The organism is Streptomyces deserti (assembly GCF_054782695.1).
Map to the genome: position 1 here is coordinate 18,604 of NZ_BAAGRZ010000036.1, position 25,354 is coordinate 43,957.

The 25,354-nt window shown below is 68.7% G+C and carries 19 protein-coding genes and 7 pseudogenes; 10 read left to right on the forward strand and 16 right to left on the reverse strand.

What is annotated here, in order from left to right:
- Positions 1–479: 479 nt before the first annotated feature.
- Positions 480–781, forward strand: a pseudogene (locus ACYVMZ_RS34695) (ATP-binding protein); the annotation flags it as partial.
- Between the two features lie 46 nt (positions 782–827).
- A pseudogene (locus ACYVMZ_RS34700) lies at positions 828–1,091 on the forward strand (hypothetical protein); the annotation flags it as partial.
- A 99-nt stretch (positions 1,092–1,190) separates the two neighbouring features.
- Here ACYVMZ_RS34700 and ACYVMZ_RS34705 read toward each other — a convergent pair.
- The 5 genes and pseudogenes from ACYVMZ_RS34705 to ACYVMZ_RS34725 form a co-directional block, all read right to left on the reverse strand.
- Positions 1,191–1,499, reverse strand: coding sequence for an SCO5918 family protein (locus ACYVMZ_RS34705; protein WP_234545261.1), 309 nt, complete (start codon positions 1,497–1,499; stop codon positions 1,191–1,193).
- A 50-nt stretch (positions 1,500–1,549) separates the two neighbouring features.
- Positions 1,550–1,954, reverse strand: coding sequence for a CBS domain-containing protein (locus ACYVMZ_RS34710; protein WP_356662916.1), 405 nt, complete (start codon positions 1,952–1,954; stop codon positions 1,550–1,552).
- Positions 1,955–2,000: 46 nt separating this feature from the next.
- A pseudogene (locus ACYVMZ_RS34715) lies at positions 2,001–3,493 on the reverse strand (DEAD/DEAH box helicase).
- Between the two features lie 341 nt (positions 3,494–3,834).
- The gene (locus tag ACYVMZ_RS34720) at positions 3,835–4,038 is read right to left on the reverse strand and encodes a cold-shock protein (RefSeq protein WP_003973099.1); all 204 of its coding nucleotides are present in this window, start codon (positions 4,036–4,038) and stop codon (positions 3,835–3,837) included.
- Between the two features lie 283 nt (positions 4,039–4,321).
- Positions 4,322–4,543: an ATP-binding protein gene (locus tag ACYVMZ_RS34725; protein WP_461086861.1), complete on the reverse strand. Its 222-nt coding sequence runs from the start codon at positions 4,541–4,543 to the stop codon at positions 4,322–4,324.
- A 699-nt stretch (positions 4,544–5,242) separates the two neighbouring features.
- On the opposite strand from ACYVMZ_RS34725, the gene ACYVMZ_RS34730 reads away from it, so the two are divergent.
- On the forward strand, positions 5,243–5,689 hold the full coding sequence (locus ACYVMZ_RS34730) for an ATP-binding protein (RefSeq protein ID WP_461086862.1): 447 nt from the start codon (positions 5,243–5,245) through the stop codon (positions 5,687–5,689).
- A 1,006-nt stretch (positions 5,690–6,695) separates the two neighbouring features.
- Positions 6,696–8,144, forward strand: a pseudogene (locus tag ACYVMZ_RS34735) (NF041680 family putative transposase); the annotation flags it as partial.
- A 650-nt stretch (positions 8,145–8,794) separates the two neighbouring features.
- Here ACYVMZ_RS34735 and ACYVMZ_RS34740 read toward each other — a convergent pair.
- The 9 genes and pseudogenes from ACYVMZ_RS34740 to ACYVMZ_RS34780 form a co-directional block, all read right to left on the reverse strand.
- Entirely contained in the window at positions 8,795–9,280 is a 486-nt protein-coding gene (locus ACYVMZ_RS34740) for a hypothetical protein (protein WP_461086863.1), read from the reverse strand.
- Positions 9,281–9,299: 19 nt separating this feature from the next.
- On the reverse strand, positions 9,300–10,301 hold the full coding sequence (locus ACYVMZ_RS34745; protein WP_461086864.1) for a peptidase: 1,002 nt from the start codon (positions 10,299–10,301) through the stop codon (positions 9,300–9,302).
- 6 nt (positions 10,302–10,307) lie between these two features.
- A complete protein-coding gene (locus ACYVMZ_RS34750) occupies positions 10,308–10,775 on the reverse strand; it encodes a hypothetical protein (RefSeq protein WP_461086865.1) in 468 nt (155 codons plus the stop codon).
- Positions 10,776–11,439: 664 nt separating this feature from the next.
- Positions 11,440–11,902 (reverse strand): annotated as a pseudogene (locus tag ACYVMZ_RS34755) (transposase); the annotation flags it as partial.
- A gap of 17 nt (positions 11,903–11,919) precedes the next feature.
- Positions 11,920–13,002: an IS110 family RNA-guided transposase gene (locus ACYVMZ_RS34760; protein ID WP_461086866.1), complete on the reverse strand. Its 1,083-nt coding sequence runs from the start codon at positions 13,000–13,002 to the stop codon at positions 11,920–11,922.
- A 268-nt stretch (positions 13,003–13,270) separates the two neighbouring features.
- Positions 13,271–13,675 (reverse strand): annotated as a pseudogene (locus tag ACYVMZ_RS34765) (transposase); the annotation flags it as partial.
- 56 nt (positions 13,676–13,731) lie between these two features.
- The gene (locus ACYVMZ_RS34770) at positions 13,732–14,160 is read right to left on the reverse strand and encodes a RacP protein (protein ID WP_461086867.1); all 429 of its coding nucleotides are present in this window, start codon (positions 14,158–14,160) and stop codon (positions 13,732–13,734) included.
- 3 nt (positions 14,161–14,163) lie between these two features.
- Positions 14,164–15,282, reverse strand: a complete 1,119-nt coding sequence (locus ACYVMZ_RS34775) for a DUF6192 family protein (protein WP_461086868.1) — start codon at positions 15,280–15,282, stop codon at positions 14,164–14,166.
- A gap of 501 nt (positions 15,283–15,783) precedes the next feature.
- Positions 15,784–16,904: pseudogene (locus tag ACYVMZ_RS34780) on the reverse strand (IS110 family RNA-guided transposase).
- 586 nt (positions 16,905–17,490) lie between these two features.
- On the opposite strand from ACYVMZ_RS34780, the gene ACYVMZ_RS34785 reads away from it, so the two are divergent.
- Together ACYVMZ_RS34785 and ACYVMZ_RS34790 are read left to right on the forward strand one after the other, a co-directional pair.
- Entirely contained in the window at positions 17,491–18,006 is a 516-nt protein-coding gene (locus tag ACYVMZ_RS34785; protein WP_461086869.1) for a hypothetical protein, read from the forward strand.
- Between the two features lie 454 nt (positions 18,007–18,460).
- A complete protein-coding gene (locus ACYVMZ_RS34790; protein WP_461086870.1) occupies positions 18,461–19,159 on the forward strand; it encodes a haloacid dehalogenase type II in 699 nt (232 codons plus the stop codon).
- A 99-nt stretch (positions 19,160–19,258) separates the two neighbouring features.
- On the opposite strand, the gene ACYVMZ_RS34795 is transcribed toward ACYVMZ_RS34790, so the two are convergent.
- Positions 19,259–19,522 (reverse strand): ArsR/SmtB family transcription factor, encoded by a 264-nt coding sequence (locus tag ACYVMZ_RS34795; RefSeq protein ID WP_461086871.1) that lies wholly within the window; start codon positions 19,520–19,522, stop codon positions 19,259–19,261.
- 86 nt (positions 19,523–19,608) lie between these two features.
- Here ACYVMZ_RS34795 and ACYVMZ_RS34800 point away from each other — a divergent pair, with 86 nt between their 5' ends.
- The 3 genes from ACYVMZ_RS34800 to ACYVMZ_RS34810 all read left to right on the forward strand — a co-directional run bounded on the left by ACYVMZ_RS34800 (position 19,609) and on the right by ACYVMZ_RS34810 (position 22,211).
- Entirely contained in the window at positions 19,609–20,184 is a 576-nt protein-coding gene (locus ACYVMZ_RS34800) for a redoxin domain-containing protein (protein ID WP_461086872.1), read from the forward strand.
- A gap of 6 nt (positions 20,185–20,190) precedes the next feature.
- Positions 20,191–21,105: a cytochrome c biogenesis CcdA family protein gene (locus ACYVMZ_RS34805; RefSeq protein WP_461086873.1), complete on the forward strand. Its 915-nt coding sequence runs from the start codon at positions 20,191–20,193 to the stop codon at positions 21,103–21,105.
- 872 nt (positions 21,106–21,977) lie between these two features.
- Positions 21,978–22,211, forward strand: a complete 234-nt coding sequence (locus ACYVMZ_RS34810) for a hypothetical protein (RefSeq protein WP_461086874.1) — start codon at positions 21,978–21,980, stop codon at positions 22,209–22,211.
- A gap of 213 nt (positions 22,212–22,424) precedes the next feature.
- On the opposite strand, the gene ACYVMZ_RS34815 is transcribed toward ACYVMZ_RS34810, so the two are convergent.
- Positions 22,425–23,927, reverse strand: coding sequence for a SulP family inorganic anion transporter (locus tag ACYVMZ_RS34815; protein ID WP_461086875.1), 1,503 nt, complete (start codon positions 23,925–23,927; stop codon positions 22,425–22,427).
- 408 nt (positions 23,928–24,335) lie between these two features.
- On the opposite strand from ACYVMZ_RS34815, the gene ACYVMZ_RS34820 reads away from it, so the two are divergent.
- On the forward strand, positions 24,336–24,752 hold the full coding sequence (locus tag ACYVMZ_RS34820) for a MerR family transcriptional regulator (RefSeq protein ID WP_356659079.1): 417 nt from the start codon (positions 24,336–24,338) through the stop codon (positions 24,750–24,752).
- The last annotated feature ends 602 nt before the right edge of the window (positions 24,753–25,354 follow it).

Sequence of the window (25,354 nt, forward strand, 5' to 3'; positions counted from 1 at the left end):
GGGATAGATTTCCGCGCCCTCGAAGATGAGGTAGTCCGCCTCGACCGGTCTGCCTCGACCGGCCCACAGATGGTTCAAGCAGCTCCGAGGCTCGGTCCGGCGCACTCAGTGGCCCCCGCCGCGCAGCACGGCCGGCTGAGCGTGACGTCGCCGACCGGGACTGATGTTTCCAGCCGTGACGCCCCGCAGGTCGGCCGTTGACGAGTGCGGCACGACGCCCTGCGCCGCCCTAGACGATCCCGGGGTGGCGAACCCGCACGGCCCCTGACTTGAGCAGTCCGCGGGCTGCGCAGACACGGGCTCACGGCAGCAGGTGCCGTCATGCGTCGGCTGTGGCCCTCCATCCCCTTCAGGCCAGCACTGGGGCTCTGCGGGGTTGGCAGGTGGAGGGCGGGCACAGGGGTCGGGTAGCCAGGGCAGGGGCATGGACGATTCAGAGATCAGGATGACCCTGATGATCACGGTGATTGCCAGCGCCGCAGCCGACCGTGGCTCCTGACGCGGCGGACACGGTGGTCTTGGTCTTGGTCGTGTCCGAGCTCGTCACCGATGCCTGGCGCCACGGTGGGGGCCGCTGGACACTGGAACTGACTGCGCACCCCGACACCATCGAGGTCGCCGTTCACGATCCCAGTCGGCATGTGCCGCGCATGCTCACCCCTGACCCGAACGGCGGTACCGAGGCTTCGGATGGCCCATGGTCACCGGCCTCGCCCACGCCACGGCGGCCACCAGCCGGGCCTCCGGCGGCAAGACCGTGAGCGCCTTACTTGCCCGGTAGCGTCACCGCTCAAGCAGCCGGATGGCCGGCGAACACGGTCCGCCTCATGCCGCAGCCTGACGAGTTGCTGGTTGACGTTGCCGCCCTGGTGGAGTCCGGCCAGAGCAACCAGATGTCCCTGGCCGTGGCCACCGGTGGCGCTGCCATCACCGGTCGGCTGGCTGCCGAAGCGGTGTGGAGGCAGAGGGTGTCGGATGTGCTGAGGGATTCCGCCCGCTTGGGCGAGTTCGCCGCCGTCTTCGACGCCCCCGTGAAGGAGGACGGGCCGCCCGCGCGTCTGCACTTCCATGTCGCCCGGATCCTGCAGGGCAACGGTGACGGGAACCCGCTGCACGCGGTGTGGGCCCGACCGGCGTACCGGTCGGGCCCACACAGCTGCTCAGGTGTCGGCTCGTGTCTGTTTACCCGGTCACACCGTGACGGGGGTGCCGAGCATCGCGGAAGCGTGCTGCATCGGGCTGAGAATGCCCAGGGGCGCTGCCTTGGGAACGGCGCGGCAGGTGAAACCGAGCTGAGCCATGGCCCGCAGGACTTCGGCGGCGCTGAAGTCACGTCGGTCCTGGCGCGTGATGACCTGGCCGACCTGCTTGACGGGGTAGTGGCGGCGGCCGATGATCACCGATTCGCCGGTGACCGGTTCGGGCTTGATGCCCTTCATCGATTCCAGCACGCCGCCCTTGGTGAGCTCGAAGGGGAAGCGGGCGATGACGCAGCGCATGTGGCCTCACAGAGAGAAGGGAAGAACGGTCCGACCAGGGGCCAGGTGTTTCAGCGGGAGAGGGCGAGGATGCCCAGGGCGCTGCCTTGCTCGTCGACCACCGGCAGGACACCGAGCCGACGGGTGCGCATCGCGTGCTCGGCTTCGGCCATCGTGGTCACGGGTGAGGCGAACGAACCGTGGTCGCCGAGGATGTCGCGCAGGCGGACACGGTCCGTGTAGTCGGAGCTGTCACGGACGGCGGCGAGTTCGGCATGGGTGACCAGGCCGGTGCACTGGCCGTCCTGGTCGCAGACGACCAGTCGGACCGTGCGGGCAGCGGCCATGACGGCCAGCGCCACCTCGACGCTCATGTCGTCACAGACCTGCGGTCCGGCCGCGTCCATGACCTCCACCGCTGTCCTGTGCGCGGGGTCGGCGTCCGCCGGGCGGGACTCTGTCTGAACCAGCGTCAAAAGGTGCCTCCTGCAGAGATGGGCCGGCTTCCTGATCACGAAAGTTCTAGGCCACCGCGCCGAAGCCGGGCTGGCGTACGGGGGTGCGCCTGGTCGCCGAGGCGGGGCGACGGCGGCCTCGGGAGGTGGCGCTGCGCTTGGGGCGTTCGACCACCGGTGCGGTGATGACGACCGGGATGCCGGACGGGGCCTGGGCGCCGGTGATCCGGCTCAGGGCCTCGTCGCCCGAGCGGATCTGGGTGGTCTGCGGACGGATTCCGGCGTCCGACATCAGACGGACCATGCCACGGCGCTGGTTCGGTGTGACCAGGGTGACGACGCTGCCGGACTCGCCGGCGCGGGCGGTACGGCCGCCGCGGTGGAGGTAGTCCTTGTGGTCGGTCGGCGGATCGACGTTGACGACCAGGTCGAGGTTGTCGACGTGGATGCCACGCGCCGCGACGTTGGTCGCCACCAGCACGGTGACGTGGCCGGTCTTGAACTGTGCCAGCGTGCGGGTGCGCTGGGGCTGGGACTTGCCGCCGTGCAGCGCGGCGGCCCGCACCCCGCTGTTGAGCAGGTCCTGGGTTAGCCGGTCGACGGCGTGCTTGGTGTCCAGGAACATGATCACGCGGCCGTCGCGGGCGGCGATCTCGGTCGTGGCGGCGTGCTTGTCGGCGCCGTGAACGTGCAGGACGTGGTGCTCCATCGTCGTGACCGCACCGGCCGACGGGTCGACCGAATGCACGACGGGGTCGGTCAGATAGCGGCGTACCAACAGGTCGACGTTGCGGTCCAGGGTGGCGGAGAACAGCATGCGCTGCCCCTCCGGGCGCACCTGGTCGAGCAGCGCGGTGACCTGGGGCATGAAGCCCATGTCGGCCATCTGGTCGACCTCGTCCAGCACGGTGACGTCCACGTGGTTCAGCCGACAGTCGCCGCGGTCGATGAGGTCCTCGAGCCGTCCCGGTGTCGCGACGACGATCTCGCTGCCGGTGCGCAGTGCGCCGGCCTGTCGGCCGATGGACATGCCGCCCACCACCGTGGCCAGCCGCAGCCGCACGGAGCGGGCGTACGGAGTGAGCGCGTCGGTCACCTGCTGTGCCAGCTCACGCGTCGGTACGAGGATCAACCCCAGCGGCTGGCGGGGCTCAGCACGCTGCCCAGCGGTGCGCGCGAGCAGGGCGAGGCCGAAGGCCAGGGTCTTGCCGGAACCGGTGCGGCCGCGGCCCAGGACGTCACGGCCCGCAAGGGAGTTCGGCAGCGTCGCTCCCTGAATCGGGAACGGTGCCGTCACACCCTGCCTGCCGAGTTCGGCCAGGAGCTGCTCGGGCAAGTCGAGATCGGCGAAGCCCTCGACGGCGGCCAGCGCGGGGTGATCGTCCTGGGCAGCGCGAACTCACCCCGCGCTGGGGCGGGCCGACGGCCGTAACCGCCGGAGCGCACGGGCCCGCCGGAACGGCGCGTTGTCTGCGGGCCGTAGCCGCTGCCGCCCCTTCCGGCGTCGGCACGGCCGTCACGGGTGCGGGTGGAGCGGTCGTTCGTGTACGTGCGGTTCATGCGGAACCTTCCTCGATGTGGCACATATCAAGGATTCCCGCTGCGATGAACGGCACGGAGAATTACAAGTATGGACCGGCGGCAAAATAAAGCAGATCTGGCCGGCCGAAATCCCGGGGGCGCAGGTGTTGAAATTGGTGACGCGATGGGATCTTGCGATCCGGGCGCCGACTGCGGGGCAGCGCTTCAGGATGCGCCTGCGTCCTGAGGGAGGAACCTTTGTGGTGGTACTGCGGATTTCTCCGGGGCGTCCCGCGGGTGAAAGCCTCTGCGGGATACGCGTGCAGCTGGGGCCCGCACCCCGAAGGATGCGGGCCCCAGCTACGGATTGCGCGTGAGCGTCAGGCCGGAACGATGTTCTCGGCCGTCGGGCCCTTCTGGCCCTGCGCGATGTCGAAGTTCACCTTCTGGCCCTCGAGCAGCTCACGAAAGCCCTGCGCGGCGATGTTCGAGTAGTGGGCGAACACGTCGGCGCCGCCACCGTCCTGCTCGATGAAGCCGAAGCCCTTTTCCGCGTTGAACCACTTCACGGTACCAGCAGCCATGTCATATCTCCTTTGGGGCAGTGCATCGGCGTCCGCACTGCGCGGGCGCCGTGTCGCCGCGATGATTACCCCGCCCGGAAATGACCGGAAATACAAAAGTGCTCCCGACCGGCAGAAGCCTGGCGGGGGCACTTGAAGTTTTGGGAACCACAACTGCAACTGAGATAGACAGTAGCACGCCGGAACGGCCCGTGCACGTTGGACAATTCCGCTCTGCTCTTGGCGGCAAAAATTCCCGCTGCACGGCCCTTCAAAAACTGGTCCCTCGGGAACAGATATTGATTCACTCGGCGTTCAACGCCTCAGGAAGGGTGGCCAATCGGCACGCTGCGCGGCCGCCTTCGTCCGTCCACCGGGCCCGTCGCAGATGTGGCTGCGTCTGGCTGGGATCGGAGACCTCGCAGATCAGACGTTGATCCCGAATCAGCCGCAGGGCCACTGGGGCGCCGCCGTAGCGGATGGCGTTGGTGACCAGCTCGCTGACGATCAGCTCTGTGGTGAACACCAGATGTTCCGGCCCCCAGGAGGTCAGTTTGTCGGCGAAGACGGCGTATCCCTGCGACGATGCTGGGGTCGGCGGCCAGCTCCCAGGTGGCAGTGGCATCTTCTGGAAGTTGGCGCACCTGGGTCACGTGCCAGGTCGTCGTCCAAGGGCTCCTGCAGAAGTTCTTCCAGACTGCGGCCACCGATTTCCGTGATCGGGCGGCCGCCTTCAGCGCCTCCAGCCGTGCCTTCCCGCACCACGGTCAGTCCGCGGGTGTGGAACGGATCTCGCGCCAGTGCGCCGGTGCAGAGGACAGCACATCACCAGGGCTCAGTTGCAGCTCGGTGGCTTCGAAGGGCTCAGCGCCTTCGCCCAGGGGCAGCCCCGAACGCACGGACACTATGTCGGCTTCGGCGCCGCGCCGTCGCAGGACAGGAGGGCCTCGCTGAGCATGTCCTTGAGGCGTGGTCGATCTCGCCGTGCATGGTGACCACCCGGATGCCGTTGATGGCGGTGTGGCGGAGCGACAGTGGCCGGGCCGGGCTGCTCCGCGGGGGTCTGTCACCGTAACCTGCCTCGATGCTACGGCGAACACGTGTGCGGCCCTTTATGCGGTTCTCACGGGACATGTGAGGCAGAGTGCCGGGTACGCGCAGGACGTGTGAAGGGGGAACGAGGGTGGACCCAGCTGAATCAGTCCCCGCGGGTGAGGGCAGCGTGATGCCGGACGCCCCTCAGATACAGGACACCGTCGCGCTGGACGGTGGCGGGCCCGTGATCGCTGAGGCCCGCCACCGGGCGGTGGACTTCCTCACCCGTGTCCAGGCGGAGCACGGCCTGCCGGTGTCCGCTCGCGCGATGGACCTGACCCAACTGGTGGTCAGCGAGCTCGTCACCAACGCCCGCAAGTACGCCCCTGGCCCCGTGCTGATGGAACTGCGCGTCATCGGCGCCGTCGTGGAAGTGGTCGTGTGGGACAGCGATCCCGTCCTGCCAGTGGCGCGGGCCGCCGATGCGGGCAGAGTCGGGCAGCACGGCCTGGAGATCGTCATGGCCGTCGCGCAGGGCTTCGAGGCTCAGCGGGAGCCGGTCGGCAAACGCATCACCGCCCGCATCGCCCTACCTGACGACCCCAGCGGGGACATCACCGGACGCCGCCCCCAGTAACAACCTGCGCTCCCGTCGGCCTCACCGCCTTCCCTGACGTCTGCCGTGAAGCGAGGCGCTGCGGGGGCGAATCAGACGGGAGCGGCCGGGGCGCGCACGGTGCCGGCGTGCGGAGGGCCGCCGGCTGACGGCGTCGCGAACGACGCCGACTTCGCCCGCACAAGCACACCACCGACGCCCAGTACGTTGGGCGGGCCGGTGCCTAGCTGCCCGTGTCGCCTCGTGGCAGGGCCGCTATTGCGGGCACCACCACGCCACTGCCATCAGGCGTGTCGGTGACGGTGTGTCCAAGCTGGACCAGCAGTCCTACTACTGCGGCCTGCACGATCACTCTCATGCTGTCGTTGCTCGCTGCACGGCCTGCCTGGTCACGGGAGAGCGCGGTGAACCCGTCCGAGGCCGTCCATCTGACCAAAGCGCCCGCAGACACCTCGGTCACCCGCAGCCCCGGAACCCCGCTGTCCACGTCGCCCTGCACCTGAAAGCCGGCCTGGACCAGGCAAGAGCTCACCCGGGAAACGAGATCAGCCGGGCGCAGGACACGCCGGTCGCCTGCCCACGAGAAACACGATCATGCCACCGTCCTCACAGGCGCCTGTGAGGACGGTGGGAGGACGCGGTGTCGGCGTGGTCACCCTGCTCAGTTAAATGAGATCGCCCGGCAGTTCCAGCGTTCTCTTCTGAGCCGCTGCCCCCTCCGAAAGAGCACCCTTGTCTCGGGATACCGGTTCCTTCCTGGAACCCGCAGGACGAGACCATGCGCGCATGCCCGTGCCTCGGCTGCCTCGGCGTGCGGACGCGGTCCCCGTCTATGCAAGACCCCCGCCAGAGCCAGCCGACGGGGGTTCTCAGGTGTCACAGCCCCTATGAGCTTGTTCTTTATGGTCCGAGGTCGAAATGGGCCTCGCACTAGGCCACTCACCTGGGCGTTCGCCGGACGCTGGGGCGGCCTTCGTCTGATCATGTGCTCCGACCAAGGTGCACTGATGAGACGAAGGCCGTGAGGGTGAGTCTGCTGCCTGACACCGGTCCCGGGGAAGCGTTCGCGCAAGCGTCACGCTTCCGGGAGGACTTATTCGACTGCCTGACCACGCGCGGGGACGAACTGTTCGACCTCACGGACGCGTTGCTGTGCGCGGACGGTCCGGTGACCTCGCCGGTGGACCTGACGCTGGTGGCTGAGCACCGGCGCGGGCACGGCGCAATGTACGAGGCTCTGAACCGCGGGAGTGTGGACGTGCCCCGGCTGCGACAGGTGCTGGCCGGGCTGCCGATGCCGCGGGCCGCCGACGGGCGCCTGGTCCTGGCGGTCGACGTCAGCAACTGGCTCCGCCCTGACGCGCCGACCAGCGCGGACCGCCTTTTCTGTCATGTCTACGGCCGGAGCGGACGCTCCTCGGACCAGTTCATCCCCGGCTGGCCGTACTCCTTCGTCGCCGCCCTCGAATCGGGCCGGACATCCTGGTGCCAGCTCCTGGACGCCGTCCGCCTCGGACCCGAGGACGACGTCGCCGAGGTCACCGCCACCCAGCTCCGCCGTGTGGTCGAGGACCTGATCGAGATGGGCCGTTGGCACGTCGGCGACCGCGACATCCTCATCGTCTTCGACGCTGGCTACGACGCCCCGCGCATTGCCCACCTCCTGGCCGGGCTCCCGGTCGAGGTGCTGGGACGGATGCGCTCCGACCGCGTCATGCGACGGCCGAAGCCCACGCTCAAGGAGTACGCCCTGGCCTATCCCCAGGGCGGGCGGCCGCCGAAGCACGGCAAGGAGTTCCGCTTCGCCAGGCCGGACACCTGGGGCGAGCCGGACGCGGCCACGACGCAGGTCACCGGCCGGTACGGCACCGCCCACGCGATGGCCTGGGACCGCATCCACCCCCGCCTGACCACCCGCTCCGCATGGATCGACCACACCGGCGAACTCCCCATCATCGAAGGCACGCTGATCCGCCTCCAGGTCGACCACCTGCCCGCCGGAGGCGACCCGCTCCCGCTCTGGCTCTGGTCGTCCGCCACCGGCCTGAACAGCGAGGACGTCGACGTGCGCTGGCAGGCGTTCCTGAGGAGGTTCGACATCGAGCACCTCTTCAGGCTGATGAAACAGACCCTCGGGTGGGCCCGTCCGAGGCTGCGGACCCCCGAGGCCGGCGAGCGCTGGACCTGGCTGATCATCGCCGCCCACACCCAGATCCGCCTTCTGCGCGGGGCCGCCGCCGACTTGCGGCGGCCGTGGGAGAAGCCCGCCGAGCCCGGCCGGCTCACCCCGGCCCGAGTCCGCAGGGGGTTTCGGAACCTCCGCCCTCACCTGCACTGTCCGGCCCGTGCACCAAAACCCTCAACTCCCGGACCTGGAAGGCCACTTGGCTCGAAGAACCAGCGGCCTGCCACCCGCTACGACGTGGGCAAGGCCACCAGGCGCCCCGAAAGCATCACCGAACGCGATCAGCTCAGAGGCGGAACACGACGTCAGAATGGAACAGCCAGCCCAGCCTCGCGCAATCGAAGCAGTGCCATGCCCATGCACTCGGCGACCGAGGCCCCGTCGGCCCTCATCCCACCGTCCAGCGGCCCACCAGAAGCGGCGAATGTCCACGCTGGCTGACCGTCACGCAAGCGCTCCGCATCGACCCGGATCATGGCACCGACCCCCTGCTCGCCAAGCCACTCCAGGATGGACAGCGTCACGTCCTCGACGCCACTGTCCAGGTCCACCTTGGGCCGCCGCCCCGTCCCCTTGACCATGGCCACAACCCTACTCAGCGCCTGATCGGGTCGCGTCGCGCACTCTCAAAGCGACTCGGACCATAAAGAACAAGATGAGTGCCTGTTTCTGAGGCCGACATGACACAACGGTGGTCGAGATCACCAAGCGACCTGCTCGTTTGGCCGGTATGAGCGGGGGGATCGAGCGAGTTCGGGCGAAGCTCGCACGGGCGTGGACTGTGTCACCACGGCCTGGGGTCATGAGCTCGCCTGGTGCGGGCAGAGGGTTCAGCACAACGCCGCTGCCACCAAACGGTCGAAGACTCACCCGTCCAAGCACGTCAGTAGTGTGACGGTGGGCGTCGGCGTCCGCGTGGCCATGCGCGGCTGTTGCCGGTTTCAGGCGACCGAGTGGGTGATGGTGGCCTGGTAGGTGCCAGCGACCGCGGTGCTGGGCACGGTGATGGTCAGGGTGGGGTTCCAGCTGCAGCTGTGTTGGTTGTTGCCGCCGCTTCTGGTGAAGGCGGTGCGGGCGGCGTTGAGTGGGACGGCTTGGGCCGTCGTGGGCTGGCCGGGGGTACAGGTCCCCAGGCCGGAGGTGGCCGTGGCGGGGCCGGACCAGTAGCTGATGTTGCCATTGGGGATGGTGCCGCCGTTGGTGGTCAGGTTGGTGGCGCTGACGGTCGCTGTCCAGCTGGGGGCCAGCTGGGCGTTGACGGTGACGGTGCCCAGCTGGGCGGTGCGGGTGCCGCCGATGGCGGCGGTGCCGAGGTTGGCGGTGGTGGGGGCGGTAATGGTCAGGATGGGGGCTGGTTGTGCTGGAACGGCTGCGGGGGTTGCCGGGTGGGCGGCAGTAGTGAGGAGGGCGGCGCTCAGGAGGGCCACGGGGCGCACTCGGCCCCCCTCAGCGCTTTCTGATCAGTCGCTTGCGGACTGCGTAGGCCAGTGGTGCTGCGGCGAGGAGACCGATGGGGATCCACAGCAGCGGTGAGGACCTGGTGGAGGTCAGCACGGCGAGAACGGGATGGCCCGTGCCGGCGTCAGGAAACCTGATGCGGCCGCTGGCGGTTTGCTTCAGCATGCCGGACTGCAGGGTGACCACCGCTTTCCAAGGGCCCTTCGGCACGCCCTTGCCCAGAGTGAACGCCAGGGTGCCCTTGTGGCGTGGGGCCAGGGTGAGGACACGGTCGTTGGTGAAAGGTCCGGCGGTGAGCGCGTCCGGTCCGCTGCCGAGGCGAAGGCTGCCGCTGATATCGACTGCGCGGGCCCCGGTGTTGTGCACCCGCACACGCAGTTGCGGCCGGCCGTCTTGGGTGCGGGCCGGGATGAGTCTGGTGATGCGGAAGGAGGAGGGCAGTTCTCCGCCGGGGCCGATGTCGAGGTAGACGCGCACACCGGCGCGGGTGACCATGCCAATGTTTCCTCCGGGCCCGGGCTTGGAGTGGTGCTGGGCCCAGATGACGGCATAGCGCTCTCCGGCGCTTGCGGTGCGCGGGACGCGGAGGGTGACCGGGACCGCGGCTTTCTGCCACGGATCCAACGTAAGCCGGGTACGCGCAAGGGAGATCCAGCCGGCGAGTTCGTTGCGCTTGCCGGCCGGTGCGAAGGTGAACGTGCCGCCGCGGATGGCGGCGGCCCCGGGGTACAGCGTCACGTGCAGCGGGTTCGGGTTGTCGTTGACGACCTGGATGTCGCGGTGGATCACCGCGCCCGGCGGGAGATGGTCGATGATGTAGCTGGACGCGCGCGGGTCCTGCCGCCGGTCGACCGGGGCTTCCAGCAGCTTGATGCCCAGCCGGACCGGCTTGCCCTGCGAGGGGCCGGGAGGAGACGGCCGGGCCACAGCGGTGCCGGCACCGAGCGCGCAGCATGCGGCCACCAGCAGGCAGCTCAGCAGTCGCCGCATAGAAGATCAGGCCACCGAATGGGTGACGGTGCCGGTGTACAGGCCGGCCGCGGCTGTCTGCGGCACGTCGACGAACAAGGTCGGGTTCCACGATGCCGAGTTGCCACCGCCGCCGCCGGAGTGCGTAAAGGCCGTGCGGGCGGCGGCCAACGTCACCGCGTCCCCTGAGGTCGGCTGGCCCGGGGTGAAGACGCCGCTGCCGCTGGTGGCAGTGGCAGGCCCCGACCAGTAACCCGCATTGCTGGCAGCGATTTTCTCGTTGGGCGACCCCCCTCCGGTGGAGAAGTCCGACGAAGCCACCGTCGCCGTCCACGGGGCGGGCACCACACCGCGCTCATCTCTGACCGTCACCGTCCCCAGCTGCCCCGTCGTCCTACCGCCGATGGATGTCGACGGCAAAACCGCGTTAGCTGGAGCAGCTACCGTCAGCTGCGCCCCCTGCACTGTAAACGTCACCACGGTGTCCGCGGCCACGGCCGGGCTCACCCCGGCGACCACAACCACACACGCAGCCCCCACGGCCGCCACAGCTGGGCATCTCATCGCATCTCCCGATTAGCCGCTCCATTGATGCCAGTGGATCTACCACCGATATCGAAGATGGACGCGGCGCAGTACAGCGTCTCCCCCCATCGCACCGAGCATTCACCGACCTGGACCATCGTTCATCGGTGATCAGACGATCCGGCGGATCTCGGTGTCGAACCGCCGGAACGGAGAACCCCTGGGGACCCTGTCTGCAGGACGGCGGGGGTTGACGACGCCGTGACCGCGCTGGATTCTGCGCGTTGGGCCAGGTGACACGCGTGCATCGGAGTGTCGTGCGGTCCCAGTTCTCGCCGGCGTGGGGTTGGGAACCGCGTAGGTCATGTGCCGGTGCGGCTCGCTGCCGCGATGAGCCAGGGCGAGAATGCCCGGCTGTGCTTGCCTAGCGGGCAGTAGCGGAGGGTGCATCCGGCGGGGACGCCGTGGATGGACACGGGGGGACGCCTGGTGGTGCCGCTCCTGGGCGAAGGGACGACACCGATCGGGTGATTGTGCTGACCGGTGTCGTCAGCGGTGGGAGAGTGGTTCTCCGGGCCGGACGGTGAGGTCGGATTGAGGGCCCGGTGGCCTCTTGGTAGGACTGCTGACCGTCAGTGCCAAGACGATCAGTCGCGTTGAGCCTCGCGGGAGGCCGGCTGTCCGCTCCTGCGGGAGTTTCGGCGGGTGATTCGCCTGGTCATGAGGGTGATGGCGGCCCAGGTGATGAGCGATTCCGAGTGCTGGATGAGCCGTTCGTAGTCCCGCGCGTGCCGGCGGGCGTGCATGATCCAGGCGTGTGAGCGTTCGACGACCCAGCGCCGGGGCAGAACGACGAACCCGGGGACGTTCTTCGGGCGGCTGACGGTCTTGATCGTCAGGTTCAGGTAGGTCTTTGCCCAGGTCACGAGCTGTCCGGCATAGGCGGAGTCGGCCCAGACGATGGTGATTTCGGGGTGCATCAGCCGCAGCCGGAACAGCACTTCTTTGGCCGCGTTGCGGTCGGTCATGTCGGCCGGGGTGACCATGACGAACAGCGGCAGGCCCTTGGTGTCCACGACCAGGTGCCTTTTTCGGCCGAGGCTGCTATATCGCGTCAAGCCGCTTGGAGAAGATCGTCGGGGAGTCCTTCGACGGTGCGGCCGGCGCGTTCGAGAATCTTGAAAAGCTGGCGGCAGACGGCCCGCTTGAGGCAACGCTGCGCGTCGCGCGGGCTCTTTCCCTCGGCGACCCTGCGTGCGACATACGCCTTGGTGTCTGTGTCGCAACGCGCACGTACCAACGCGATGGTGTGCAAGGCCCGGTTGAGTTGCCGGTCTCCGCTGCGGTTGAGCCGGTGGCGGTTGGTGAGCCCGGAAGAAGCGGGGATTGGGGAGACGCCAGCGAAGGAGGCGAAGGCTGCCTCGGAGCGGAACCGGCCCGGATGGGACCAGCTGACAAGCACCTGGGCCGCGGTGATGGGCCCCACGCCGAGCAAATCCAGAAGTTCAGGGGCAAGCTGGCGCACGAGACCGAGGATCTCCGCCTCAAGCTTTTTGGCCTCGGCTTGGAGAACTTGCACGCGCTGGGCGGTGGACCGCAGTGCCCGAGCGGTCATGCGGTGTTCGACGTCGTGCGCCGGGCGGTCTCGAAGTTGAGCACAGCGGGTGATCTGGGCCGGACGCTTGAGCCTGCGCAGCTCCGCGCGGAGATCATCTGGTGCTGACACGATCATGGCCTTGAGCTGGTTGATCGCAGCAGTCGAGGCGAGGACAGCACCATTGCGGGCAGCCAGTAGGACGCGCAGGGCCTCTCGCTCGCCTCGTAGTCGGGGCTGGATCAGATGCTCGGTGGTGAGGGCTTCCTTGGCCGCACGGATGGCGTCGAGCATGTCGGTCTTGCGTCCGCCGCGGATGGCGGGCCGCTTGGGGCGGCAAACCTCGACTACGCGTTCACCTGCCTGGTCGAGGAAGGCGGCCAGGCCGGCTCCGTAGCTGCCGATGCCTTCCAGGGCCCAGCATCGGCGGCCTGGGATGTTCTTGCGGGCGAAGTCCAGCAGGCGCCGGTAGCCTCGGGCGTTGGCGGGGGCGTCGGTGGTCTCCAGGACGGCACCGATGGGGCTGACAGCCGCTGCGGCAAGGGTGTCGCGGTGAGTGTCGACGCCGATGACGCCGTCGACTTGTGCTGCGAGCATGGTCACGCGGTTGTTCTCCTCCAAGACGAACGGCCGTGGTCGGCGTCGGCCTGGGTGGAGTCACCACGTGGCGGAACTGTGATGAGTCACGTCGTGATACGACGGACAAGCTGCTGATCAAGCCAACGGGTGGGCCAGGCCGACGCCCATGCCCGGCAGACATCTCGGCCGAACGGCAGCCCCTGACGGAGCGCCAGTTGATTTTCGAGTCATGCCGGATCACGAACGCCGAGCCTGGCAGCAACCCAACCCGGGCCGCAGAGAGATTCTCACAGTTGATTTTCTTGCCGGCGTCGTAGCCGCGGGAGTCCTTGCCGACGGTCTCGGCGGCCTTGATCGACTGGGAGTCGATGACGGTGGCGACCGCTCCGGGTGCCTTGCCCATCTCGCGGCGGATGCGTTTGCGGAGCTGGTCACGGATCTGCCCGATGACGCCGGCGGCGGCCCAGCGGGCCATGAACCCGTAACACGTGCGCCAGGGCGGGAAGTCCTTGGGCAGGGCCCGTCACTTGCATCCGGTGTCGACGACGTAGCGGATCGCGTCGACCACTTCCCGGCGGGGGTGCTTCTCGGGACGGCCGCCCGCCTTCGTTTCGCAGGCCGGTGTCGGCAACAGGGGTTCGATCAGGGCCCATTCGTCGTCGAAGGTGTCGGAGGGATAGCAGCGCCTGCGCGGCAACGTTCCCTCCCTGGAAGACGGGGCGGGGCCGGCCGCTTTGCGGCCGGCCCCGCCGGTCAGGCGTCCGTGAAGTCGGCGATGACGTCGAGTGTGGACTCGACCGAGTTGAGCTGGGTGTTGAGGTGTTTGATCCACCGGCCCTTGGGCTGGAGGAGGGCGTGCGGGGCGACGGTTCCGGTGATGAACCGGCGGATCTCGGTGAGCTTCCCGCGGATGACCGCGACCTCGTATGCCTGGAGTTCGGCGGGGTCGGCGCAGAACTTGTAGCCGTCCAGCCTCGTCCAGATCAGCGGCGGCCAGCCGCGTTCGGTGATGGTGTCCCGCAGGCAGGCCAGGCCCGAGCGGGTCTGGTGGGGCGACAGCTCGCTGGATCTGACCAGTTGGGGGAAGGTTAGACCGGCCGGCCTCGCTTCGAAGAGTACGAACCGGACGGTGTCGGCGTGTCGCTGGGCGGCGGGTGATCTGCGCTCGGAAGCGCGGGGCATCGCCTACTCGCCTTGCAGCAGTTTGGCCAGCTCGCCGTCGACGTCCACCTTGCCGGTGTCGACCGCGGTCTCGATCCAGTCCAGGGTCGCCCGGACACGGGCGACGTTCTCGTGGACGATGGTGCGTTCGTCGTCACCGAGCGGCGTCTCGCGCATGCCGGGGACGACCCGGCCGGCCGCGGCGACGAACGCGTGGCAGGCGGTGACCAGGTCCAGGAACTGAACCGACCGGTCGATGTTGCGGATGGCCGGGGCGACGGGGCTGGTCTCCTCGAAGTGCTCGCGGGCCTGCCGCCCGCGCTCGACCTGGGCGTGGTTGACCTGGTGGCGGGCGGTGTCGTCGCCCATCGCCTTGAAGGCGATGTCCGGCCTGCGCAGCAGGCCGGTGGTCACTTCGGCGGCGACGTGCTCGTCACGGGTCAGTTCCTCGACGACCTTCACCTTGTCCGCCTTGGCGACGCGGGCGACGACCGCGGGGCGGCGCAGGAAGTCCGGGGCGACGGCGGCGGCGACCTGATCCTCGCGGGTGAGTTCCTCCACCGCCCGCACCTTGTCCTCGTTCTTGACCTGCGCGACGACGGCCGGACGTCGCAGCAGATCGCCGGTGACGGTGGCGGCGACCTCCTCGTCCTTGGCGAGGGTGTGAATCGCGCTGACCTTCTCCTGCGGGGTGACGGGCTTGACGACCTGTCGGCCGACCCGCCGGTTCGCCTCGTCCGGCGTCCAGCGGGACTTTCCCTCCGGCGGGGCCAGGACGGTGGCGAACCGTTCCTCGTCGTCGGCGATGGACGCCAGGATCTGGTGGACCGTGAACGACACTCCCGCCTTCCGCCGGTCCTTCGGCCACTTCGACGCGGTCCACCGGGCCTTGTCCACCATCGCGTAGGACAGCCCGATGTCCTCGGCCAGACGGAACAGCGACTCCCTGACCGTGAACAGCGAGTCGCTCCGCTCCTGACCACCGGACTCGCGCATCGGCTCGACCTCGAGCGCGTAGTCGCCGACCGTGAACTGGATCCGGCTGGCGGTCTCCACCAGCTTGCGCAGCTCGGCCACGATCTCCGCGTACCGATTCGCGCTGACACTGCCGACCTTGTCGGCGTCCTTGATCTCTTCGGGCATGGCATTCACCACCCACCGCGGGCCGGAGCACGGCCCGCGGCCGTGGCGAGACCCGTCCCGCTTCCCGACCGAGAGTCAGACCGTATATACGACGATCACAACGGGCGACCGCAATTGACCGGGTTCTGACCGGAGTTGGAATCAGGATGCGTTCGCGATGCGGTCACTGTGACCGTTCGCCGAACGTTTCCTTCCGGGTCCGCCAGGCCCTCGTGACGCACCGCCGTGAGCAGTAGACGGCGTTCGAACGCCGATCCACCCCGGCCACCCAAGTCGCCCCACACTCGGGACACTCGGCCCGGCCGGCACCGCTCAACTCAGCGGCCACCCGCTTGCGCAACCGGCGATCCCGACGCCACTGCCTGGAACGACATACCGCCAAGCAGTACACAGCAGCGGGCCGTGCGTCCGGCCGCAGCCGTTCACCACAGCCCGCACACAACCGTTCCCCGACCTCCCCGGCGCCCCCGGACACCCAGCCAGCCTAGAGCCCAAAGCTACTCAAAACCGGGGATCGAAAACAGGCACTGAGCGGGGTGCTGGCCGTAGCTGTTTGACGAGGTGGAAGACCTCCCGGGCAGCGTAGCGTTTGAGACAACGGACGATTTCACGCCGAGTCTTGCCCTCCTTGATCCGCCGCTCGTAGTAGTCCTGAGTGCGCGGGTCGACCCGCAGACGGGTGAACACGATGCGATGCAGCGCAGCATTGGCCTGACGGTCGCCACCACGGTTGAGGCGACGGAACTGCCGGCGTCCCGAGGTACGCTCGACGGGACTGACGCCGCACAGCGCGGCGAACGACGCCTCGCTGGCCAGCCGTTCCGGGTTGTCCCCCACCTGATCAGCAGAGCGACCGCCGTGTCCGGACCGATCCCCACCACGTCGAGCAGCTGCGGGGCGTGGCATTTCACGAGCCGGGCCAGACGAGCATCCACCTCACGGATCTGCTCGGAGAGCTGGCCGATCCGGGATGCCAGCAGCCCCAGCGTGATCCGAGTGGCCTGCAGCACCGACTCCTCGCCGACCTCCTCGCGACTGCTCGCGTAGGCGAACCGTGCACAGATACGGAAGAGTTCGGCATTGCCCAGTCCGGCCAGTTCTTCCCGCAAGGCAGGATCGGCGGTGACGAGGACGGCCTTGAGCTGGTTGATGGTCTGGGTGCGGGCTTTGACGGCCGACGCCTTCGTGAGTTTGTACATTCTCGCGATCTGCACCGGCCCATCGCCCGATTTGGCCCGGGCGCGGGCCCGCCCGCTCAACACGGCTCGCGCCGCGTTCTGGGCATCGAGCGGATCCGACTTGCCACGCCGCCGGCGATCCGCACGGTCCATCCGATTCACGTCGAACACGTCTATGCCCTGGGCCAGCAGATAGCGGGACAACGACGCTCCGTATGAACCGGTCCCCTCCACTCCGGCCCTCCTCACGGTTCCCCACTTCCTGGCGCGCTTCAGCAGATCGCGGGAGCCGGCCGCGGTGGCCGGGAACTCATCGGTGGTCAGGACTGCCCCTGACACGGAGAGCACCGCAGCGACGTGGACATCCCGGTGCGTATCCACTCCCAGCACCACCTCCCCCGCAGGGCGGCGACGGGTTCGCGGAGCCGACGACGTACTGGGCACGGTCGAACTGGACATGCCCGTCCCGTTCCTCCCTTCCGGTGCGATGACGTGTCGCGTTGCCGGTACCGGGCCGCGTCAGACGGTCAGAATCGTGAGGACGCCACAACAATCGGCAGGCCCCTATCGGGACACACCCCGCCGGCCCGGCACCGACAACGCACCATCCCCGGCCAACGGCCGACACCGTGTGATCGAGACACTTCGGTCAGAGAAATCATGAGTCAGACCACGACCCCGGGACAGCACCCATCCATCCTTCCGCTCCCTATCCCTCCACCGCTCAGGAACCGTAGGACATGCTCAATCACGCAACACCCCGAACCTGATCCCGGCCGAGCACAACAGGACACAAAGGCAAGCTGCGCGATCAGGGGTCGCCAGCGGCGACCTGGGCGCCGACCTCGCCGTCTACCTCACCGATGGCCTCGAGCTGGTCGTCCAGCCTGGCCTGGCACTGGCCCTGGATCAGCCACATCACCGCCGACCTCAACCGACTCGCCCGACTGGCGGACCACAGCCGACCGACGGATCCCCCGTCCCTTCGACGGCACCTCAACACCCGGAGCAACGGTCGCGACGCTGCTTGGTGATCTCGGCGAGCCGCTGGACGCCTTCTGGGAACGGTGGACGGACGCGGTCGAGGCCGCCCGTCAACGAGCAGGAGGACCAGGTCTTCCGCGACGTCCAGCTCCGGATCACCCAAGCCCGACACGCCTTCGAAGACCGGTTCGTCGGCCTTCCGGCGGAGGTCAAGGAGGGTGCTCTCAAGGCGCCCCAGCCCCGCAAGGAGGAGTGGTTCGTCCGGCCGACAGAGTTCCTGAAGGACGGCATCGTCGTCCTGAAGACCTCGGGTGGCGAATGCCCGGCTTGCGGCGGTCAGGGACTCCTCACGTTCGAGCCGGCCAGCCGGACAGCCACGAACACGCACTACTCCGCGAACGGCTTCGGCTGCTACCTGTGCAACTTCGAAGTGAGTGGGCCGGACGAGATGGCCGCCCTGCGGAAGGCCAACACCCCGCCGATGATGAGAACGGTGTCAGTGTCGCACGGACCGACGCTTCCTCCTGAGGTACTGAAGGCGCTGGACGAGGAAGACGCCTGATCCACACCCAGAAGGCGCCAGCTTCAGAGTCGGGGCCTTCCGCATGTCCCGCACCGCGCCGGGTCCTCGTGCGCCCACCCCGCGAGGAAGGTCCTTTGTTGATCCCCGAGCGTGCTCAGATTGGCCGCAGAGGAAGCTGACACCGGCCCCGAGCTTCCGCCGGGGTGGCCCCGCGTGCCGGCGCACAGCGCGCCGGGAATCCAGACGTCGTGCAGAGCCACTCCGCGCAAAGCACGCCACCAGTCGAGTTCCACCGTCATCCGGCACACAGCCGCCAGCGGCACGCGCACACTTCGGTGGTATGCGGCAGCCCTCTCCCCCATGACAGGTGCACCAGGCAACAGCCCGGCGCCTGCGTGGCGCCCCACGCTCGCGGGATGACACACCCTGACTGACCGCGATTGAGTGGTGCCGACCGCACAAGGCGAGCAGCGCAGCGTGACGGGAGGAGACCATGTCCGACGACGGCGCCCAGGATCTGCGGGTCCTGGTCTTCGACGTAAATGAGACGCTCAGCGATCTCACCCCGCTGCGGGTCCGCTTCGAGGAGGTCGGAGCGCCGGCGGATCTGATGCCCACCTGGTTCGCCGGGGTATTGCGGGACGGGTTCGCGATGACGGCCGCCGGGGCGTACGCAGACTTCGCGTCCGTCGCCCTGGACGGGCTGCGGTCCCTGCTGCCGGGCGTCAAGGGGTGGGCCGGGGACGTCGAGGCTGCGGCCCGGCATGTCCTGGACGGCTTCGCCGAGCTGGAGGTGCACCCCGATGTCCCGGACGGCGTACGGAAGTTGAGCGATGCCGGGTTCCGGCTGGTGACCATGACCAATGGCAGTAACACGCTGACCGAGCGGCTGCTCGCCAAGGCGGGGCTGGTGGACTTGTTCGAGGAACTGCTGGACGTGCGCGGGCCACGGTGCTGGAAGCCCGCAAGGGCCGCGTACCGGTACGCCGTTGATCAAGTAGAGGTGCGGCCGGAGCAGGCCCTGCTGGTCGCGGTGCACCCCTGGGACATCGACGGCGCGCTGCGGGCGGGTCTGCGCGGCGCGTGGCTGCGGCGTGGCGCGACCGTCTATCCGCAGTCGATGTCCCAGCCGACGTACAGCGCGCAGGACCTGCGGGAACTCACCGACGCCCTGATCGCCGACCGGACGTGAACTACGTACCGAACCCATATCGGGCGGGTGCGGCGCCTGCTCGGCCGTGCCTCTGCGGACGCTCGACAGTGCCGGCGCCGACAGTGTGGCGCGTCATCGCTATTGCCCCTTCCCGGGGATGCGGGGGCAGCAGTCCAGGGCGGCGGCGTTGTCCGCGGCCAGCGCGCGGGCGAGGACTAGCAGGTCCGCTACCCGAGGGTCGCCGACGGAGTAACGCAGCTTCCTGCCGTCCCGGCGTGCGGTGACATAACCGCAGTCGACGAGACAGGACAGGTGTACGGAGACCCGCGGCTGGGAGATGCCGACGTGCTCCACACACTCGGCCGAGGTGCGCTCACCTCGCAGGACGCGGGCTGACGTCACCGAACTGTAAGCACCGCCGCCCAGCCCGACCGCCCCCGGCTCCGCTTACAGTTCAGCCGACTGACGACCACCAGGAGTTGCCCTTCATGCGTGCCCGCCTGCTGCTTCCGACTCTTCTGGCCGCCGCCGCACTCAGCCTGGCCGGCTGCGGCACCCAGGACAACGACACGACCTCCAGCGGCGCCGCGGCGGCATCCAGTCCCTCAGCTCCCGGCTCCTCGACGGCGGCACAGGACGGATCCGGAACGTCAGCGGTCCCCGAGGCGCTCCGGTTCACTGGCACGACCGTGGACGGCAAGCCCTTCGACGCGGCCACACTGACGGGCAAGCCCACCGTTCTGTGGTTCTGGGCCCCCTGGTGCCCCACCTGCAAAGCCCAGGGCCCCGAAACCGCCAGGGTCGCCGACCAGTTCAAGGGCAAAGTGAATGTGGTCGGGGTGGCCGGACTCGACAAGCCCCAGGCCATGAAGGACTTCGTCACCGACACCAAGGTCGGCACCTTCCCGAACCTCTCCGACGAGCCCGGGGAGATCTGGAAGAAGTTCGAGATCACCCAACAGAGCATCTACGTGATCCTCGACAAGGACGGCAAGACCGTCTTCACCGGCAGCCTCCCGGCCGGCAAGGGACTCACGGACAAGCTCAGCCCGCTCGTCGGCTGAACCACCATGTCCGACCTGCCCCTCGGGCTCGCCCTGACCGCGGGCATGCTCGCCGCCGTCAACCCGTGCGGCTTCGCCCTCCTGCCCGCCTACCTCTCCCTCCTCGTCCTCGGCGACGACACACCCACCCTCCCCCACTCTCGGCTTCGCTCGAGCGGGAGGACCCCCATGGCCGCCGTCACCCGCGCACTGGTGGCGACCACCGCGATGACCGCCGGATTCGCCGCCGTGTTCGCCCTGTTCGGCCTCGCCATCACCCCGGTCGCCGGGCAGGTACAACAACACCTGCCGTGGTTCACCATCGGCTTCGGGCTCCTGCTCGCACTCATCGGCGGCTGGCTCCTGGCCGGCCGCGACCTGCCCGCCCTGCTCCCCAGACTCCGCCGCGCTCCCAACGTCACCCGCTCTCTGCCGTCCATGGCCCTGTTCGGCGCCGCCTACGCCATCGCCTCCCTCGGCTGCACCATCGCCCCGTTCCTCGCCATCGTCGTCTCCGCCTTCCGCAGCGGATCCACCTTCGAAGGCATCAGCCTGTTCACGGCGTACGCGGCTGGGATGGGCCTGATCGTCGGCACCGCGGCTCTCTCCGTCGCCCTCACCCGCACCGCCCGCGTCGCCCGTCTGCGCCGCTTCGGCTCGGTCGCCTCCCGCACCGGCGGCGGCCTGCTGCTCCTGGTCGGCGCGTACGTCGCCTACTACGGCTGGTACGAGATCCGCGTCCATCGCGCCCCCGCCACCCAGGATCCAGTCATCGACACCGCCGGCACGGTCCAGCGGACCCTCGCCGACGCCCTGGACTCGACCGGCCCCGCAGCCGTGACCGTCCTCTTCGCCACCCTGCTGATCGGCGGCGTGTCCGTGCTCCGCCGCCGCCCCCGCACAACGGAGTCGAGTGGACCCGACGGCACGCCCGCCCCGTAGCCGGCACGCCTCCCCGATGCACCGTTTCGCGTGACATCACGGGAAGCCACCTGCGCCACCAGCACCCCTTGCGACTGACCGCCGATCTCGGCACTGTCCCTGGAGCACGCGGGGACGTCAGAATGCCGGAAGGACAGATCCGGCGGACAGCCCGGAGAACCCGCAAGAAGCGTTGCACGAGCAACGTGCTGAACACGGGGCGGCCCGGAACGGCTACAACCCCTCCGCTGTCTGCTCGATCACCGAGGAGACGTGAGCCGCGGCCCACACACCGCCTCTGCGCGCTTCGGGCCACAGCACCACGAATCAGCATGACCCGCCTAGCTAGAGCTTGGCATGCCGGCCGAACTGCCCGAGGGTAGCGACGGCATCCTTCCCCCCGTGTCCGCATATGGACTAACCGTCGTTGGCCGAGCCGGGTGATCTGGCCAGCAGTACAGCAAGTGCCGCCAGGGCTGGCAGCGCGGCAAGGTCTCGTGCGCAGGGCCTTGCGTAGCGGCCAGTCGGTCAGCGGGGCGTCGGCCGGGGTGTGTCCTCGTCGGGGGCGATGCCGTCGACGTGCTGGCCGAGGTCGGCGGGCCGGTTGCGGATGCCGAACACGGCCAGCGGCAGCACGACCACGCAGATGGCGATGCCCTCGATGGCCCATGCCTGAGCCGTACTCGGCGACCAGGCGCTCGATCAGAATCGGAGCGAGGGAGATACCAGCGGTGCCGACGGCGCCGGTGATGCCCAGGGCCAGGCCGCGGCGCTTGTCGAACCAGTACGCCACCGTGGTCGTGGCCACCAGCGACAGCTCGCCCTGCCCGGCCATGCGGATGCCGACGAACCCGGCCGTGAGACCCACGAGGCCGGTGACGAAGGACAGGGCGATGAGGATCGCGGCGAAGACGACGCCGATGACGGCGATCACCCCGGCGCGGCCCGTAGAGGTCGATCATCCGCCCGACCAGGGGCATGGCGCAGGCGCCGATGGGGGTGCCGGTGAGGTAGGCGGTGGAGACCTGGGTGCGGCTCATGCCGAGGTCGGTGATGAGGGGATCGATGAAGACCGAGACACCGGTGGTTGGCCAGGCCCGGTCATCGCCATCGCGAGGGCGCTGTAGGCGACGATGCGCCAGCCGTGGAAACGCCCGCCGGGTGCGGGGCCGGCGGGCGCGGCTGCGGTGTTGCCGCGGGTGCTGAAGGGCTTGGCGGTGCGGCTCAGGGTTCCTTTTCCCGGCCGCTTCCTCGTCCCCAAGGAGCGGCGTCGAGGCGGCGCAAAAGACCGCCCTCCCCCCGCCACCTCCGTGTCGGGGAAGGGCGGGCGGCCGGTCCGGTCAGTGGCTGCCGGTGAGCTGGCCGGCGAGGCGCTCGTGCATGTCGGCGCTGGGCTTGTTCAGGCCGATGATGGTGACCTTCTTGCCCCGCTGGGCGTACTTGGTCTCGACGGCGTCCAGGGCGGCGACGGAGGAGGCGTCCCAGATGTGGGCGTCGGAGAGGTCTATGACCACATCGTCCGGGTCGTCCTTGTAGTTGAACTGGTAGACGAGGTCGTTGGAGGAGGCGAAGAACAGCTCGCCGGTGACCGCGTAGACGACCTGGTTGCCGTCGGGGTCGACGACGCCGGAGACGTTGACCAGGTGCGCGACGCGCTTGGCGAAGACGACCATCGCGGTGATGCAGCCGACCACGACGCCGATGGCCAGGTTGTGGGTGGCGACCACGCACGCGACGGTGACGACCATGACGGTCATTTCGCCGAGCGGCATCCGCTTGACGGTCTTCGGAGCGATGGAGTGCCAGTCGAAGGTCGCGAACGACACCATGATCATGACGGCGACCAGGGCGGCCATGGGAATGTCGGAGACGACCGGGCCGAAGACGATGCACAGCACCATCAGGAAGGAGCCCGCCAGGAAGGTCGACAGGCGGGTGCGCGCGCCGGACACCTTCACATTGATCATCGTCTGGCCGATCATCGCGCAGCCGCCCATGCCGCCGAAAAAGCCCGTGACGATGTTGGCGACGCCCTGGCCGATCGACTCGCGGGTCTTGCCCGAGTGGGTGTCGGTGATGTCGTCGACGAGCTTGGCCGTCATCAGCGACTCCATCAGACCGACCAGCGCCATAGCGAAGGCGTACGGGGCGATGGTGGTCAGCGTGTCCATCGTAAAGGGCACGTCAGGCAGCCCCGGCACGGGCAGCGAGGAGGGCAGCGCGCCCTTGTCGCCGACGGTCGGCACCGCGATCGCAGCCGCCACGGTGATCACGGTCAGGACGATGATGGAGACCAGCGGGGCCGGGATCACCTTGGTGACCTTCGGGAAGAACACCATCAGGGCGAGACCGCCGATGACGAGCGGGTAGACCATCCACGGCACGTCGTGCAGCTCCGGCACCTGCGCCATAAAGATCAGGATGGCGAGGGCGTTGACGAAACCGACCATGACGCTGCGCGGCACGAACCGCATGAGCTTGGCCACACCCAGCGCGCCAAGGATCACCTGGAAGACGCCGGCGAGGATGACGGCCGCGATCAGATAGCCGAGACCGTGCTCGTGGTTGAGCGGGGCGATGACCAAGGCGATCGCGCCGGTCGCGGCGGAGATCATGGCCTTGCGTCCGCCGACGACCGAGATGACGACGGCCATGGTGAAGGAGGCGAACAGGCCGATCGCCGGGTCGACACCGGCGATGATGGAGAAGGAGATCGCCTCGGGGATCAGGGCCAGGGCGACGACCAGGCCGGCCAGCACCTCGGTGCGCAGGACCTTCGGGGAGTCGAGCCAGTCGGGCTTGGACAGGCGGAACTTCGGGGCTGCGGGCAGCAGTGAGGACATGCAACCGTTTCTGTTCAGGCGGATGCGCCAGCAGATGGCGGACGCGTCCACGTCGTACACGACTCCGCGCACGAGTGAGGCGGAATCCTCGGCGGCCCGGCCACTTCAACGGGGCCCAGCCGATCTGCAAGGCAGCCGTCCGGCTGCCGGTCGGGCATCATGGCCCGGAAGTCTTCGGATGCCATCGGGGCCCGGTCGGGGCCCACGCTATGGCGTTCACTCCTGCCGTCACTCTCGACGGCGACCGTGAACACGTAGAGACTCTACCCTGACGTGAGGGCAGAGTGCGACTTGCGGCTTGTGAAACACAGGTAAATACCCGCCGAGATCCCGTGATTCATCTCACGTAAGGTGGGTTGCTTTACGGATTCGAAAATCGAAGAAAACAACGAAGGGGATCATGGGGCGATGACGGATCAGCGGCAGATGCAGATCGGCGAGGTGGCCGAGCGGACCGGTTTGTCTCTGCGCACCATCCGGCACTACGAGGAAGTGGGCCTGGTGATCCCCTCGGCCCGCAGCAAGGGCGGCTTCCGGCTGTATACGGAGTCCGACGTCGAGCGCCTGATGGTGATCCGCCGGATGAAGCCGCTGGACTTCTCCCTGGAGGAGATGCGCGACCTGCTGGACATCACCGACCGCCTCGCCGTCACCGACGACCCGCCCGCCGGCGAGGAGCGCGAGCGGCTGCGGGAGCGGCTCGACTCCTACCGGAAGGTGGCCGACGCCCGCTGCGAGACCCTGCGGGCCCGCCTGGAGATGGCCGAGGACTTCGCCACCACACTCCGCCGCCGCCTGCAGGCCGACGCCCGCTCTGGCGCCTGAGCCGCGTCGGCGGTCGCAGTACCCGACGAGGGCACGGCTACGGCGGCCCGTGCCCCTCGATGCCATCCGGCCGCGTGCCGATCAGCCGCCTGCGGTGCCCGTCACCTCTTCGGTGACGCCGTGCGGCGGTGAGTCCTGGTCACTGCAGCACGGGCGAGTGATGGCCCCGGGCGTCGACATACTCGAACGCTACGTCGCCACCTTCCGTGTGGGTCGCACGGATCGCGGCGAGCATCATCTAGGAGCCGTCGGTCGTCTCCAGCAGGAAGATCCCCAACACGCGGCCCCCAATCCGTCCTGGCCGGCGCACGTGCGCGGACTCAGTAGCACTACCAGGTCTCCGTGGACGGCTGAGGAAGCCATTCGTAGCCACCGCCGTCCAGCGGAGCGCGGTGGAAGACCGCGGTCACCGCCTCGACGGGATACGTCCCCAGCCAGGCCGAGTCACCGCCCTGATTCGGTGCGTTCCAAAACGATCTCACCGTCTGCCGTGCGCCCGGCGGAGGCAGGCCGACTGTGTCGGCGAGCGACTGGTGACGTGCCGCCTCGCGGATCCGGAGCCGTCCCGTGCGGGCCGGAAGGCCGTGGCTGCGCCCGCCCCG

What these genes read in the sequence shown, in the direction of transcription:
- ACYVMZ_RS34705 (WP_234545261.1), bottom strand. Translation starts at nt 1,499, where the DNA reads ATGCGCTGCGTCATCGCCCGCTTCCCCTTCGAGCTCACCAAGGGCGGC.
- ACYVMZ_RS34720 (WP_003973099.1), bottom strand. Translation starts at nt 4,038, where the DNA reads ATGGCTGCTGGTACCGTGAAGTGGTTCAACGCGGAAAAGGGCTTCGGC.
- ACYVMZ_RS34730 (WP_461086862.1), top strand. Translation starts at nt 5,243, where the DNA reads ATGCCGGACGCCCCTCAGATACAGGACACCGTCGCGCTGGACGGTGGC.
- ACYVMZ_RS34745 (WP_461086864.1), bottom strand. Translation starts at nt 10,301, where the DNA reads ATGCGGCGACTGCTGAGCTGCCTGCTGGTGGCCGCATGCTGCGCGCTC.
- ACYVMZ_RS34770 (WP_461086867.1), bottom strand. Translation starts at nt 14,160, where the DNA reads ATGCCCCGCGCTTCCGAGCGCAGATCACCCGCCGCCCAGCGACACGCC.
- ACYVMZ_RS34775 (WP_461086868.1), bottom strand. Translation starts at nt 15,282, where the DNA reads ATGCCCGAAGAGATCAAGGACGCCGACAAGGTCGGCAGTGTCAGCGCG.
- ACYVMZ_RS34790 (WP_461086870.1), top strand. Translation starts at nt 18,461, where the DNA reads ATGTCCGACGACGGCGCCCAGGATCTGCGGGTCCTGGTCTTCGACGTA.
- ACYVMZ_RS34800 (WP_461086872.1), top strand. Translation starts at nt 19,609, where the DNA reads ATGCGTGCCCGCCTGCTGCTTCCGACTCTTCTGGCCGCCGCCGCACTC.
- ACYVMZ_RS34805 (WP_461086873.1), top strand. Translation starts at nt 20,191, where the DNA reads ATGTCCGACCTGCCCCTCGGGCTCGCCCTGACCGCGGGCATGCTCGCC.
- ACYVMZ_RS34810 (WP_461086874.1), top strand. Translation starts at nt 21,978, where the DNA reads ATGAGGATCGCGGCGAAGACGACGCCGATGACGGCGATCACCCCGGCG.
- ACYVMZ_RS34815 (WP_461086875.1), bottom strand. Translation starts at nt 23,927, where the DNA reads ATGTCCTCACTGCTGCCCGCAGCCCCGAAGTTCCGCCTGTCCAAGCCC.
- ACYVMZ_RS34820 (WP_356659079.1), top strand. Translation starts at nt 24,336, where the DNA reads ATGACGGATCAGCGGCAGATGCAGATCGGCGAGGTGGCCGAGCGGACC.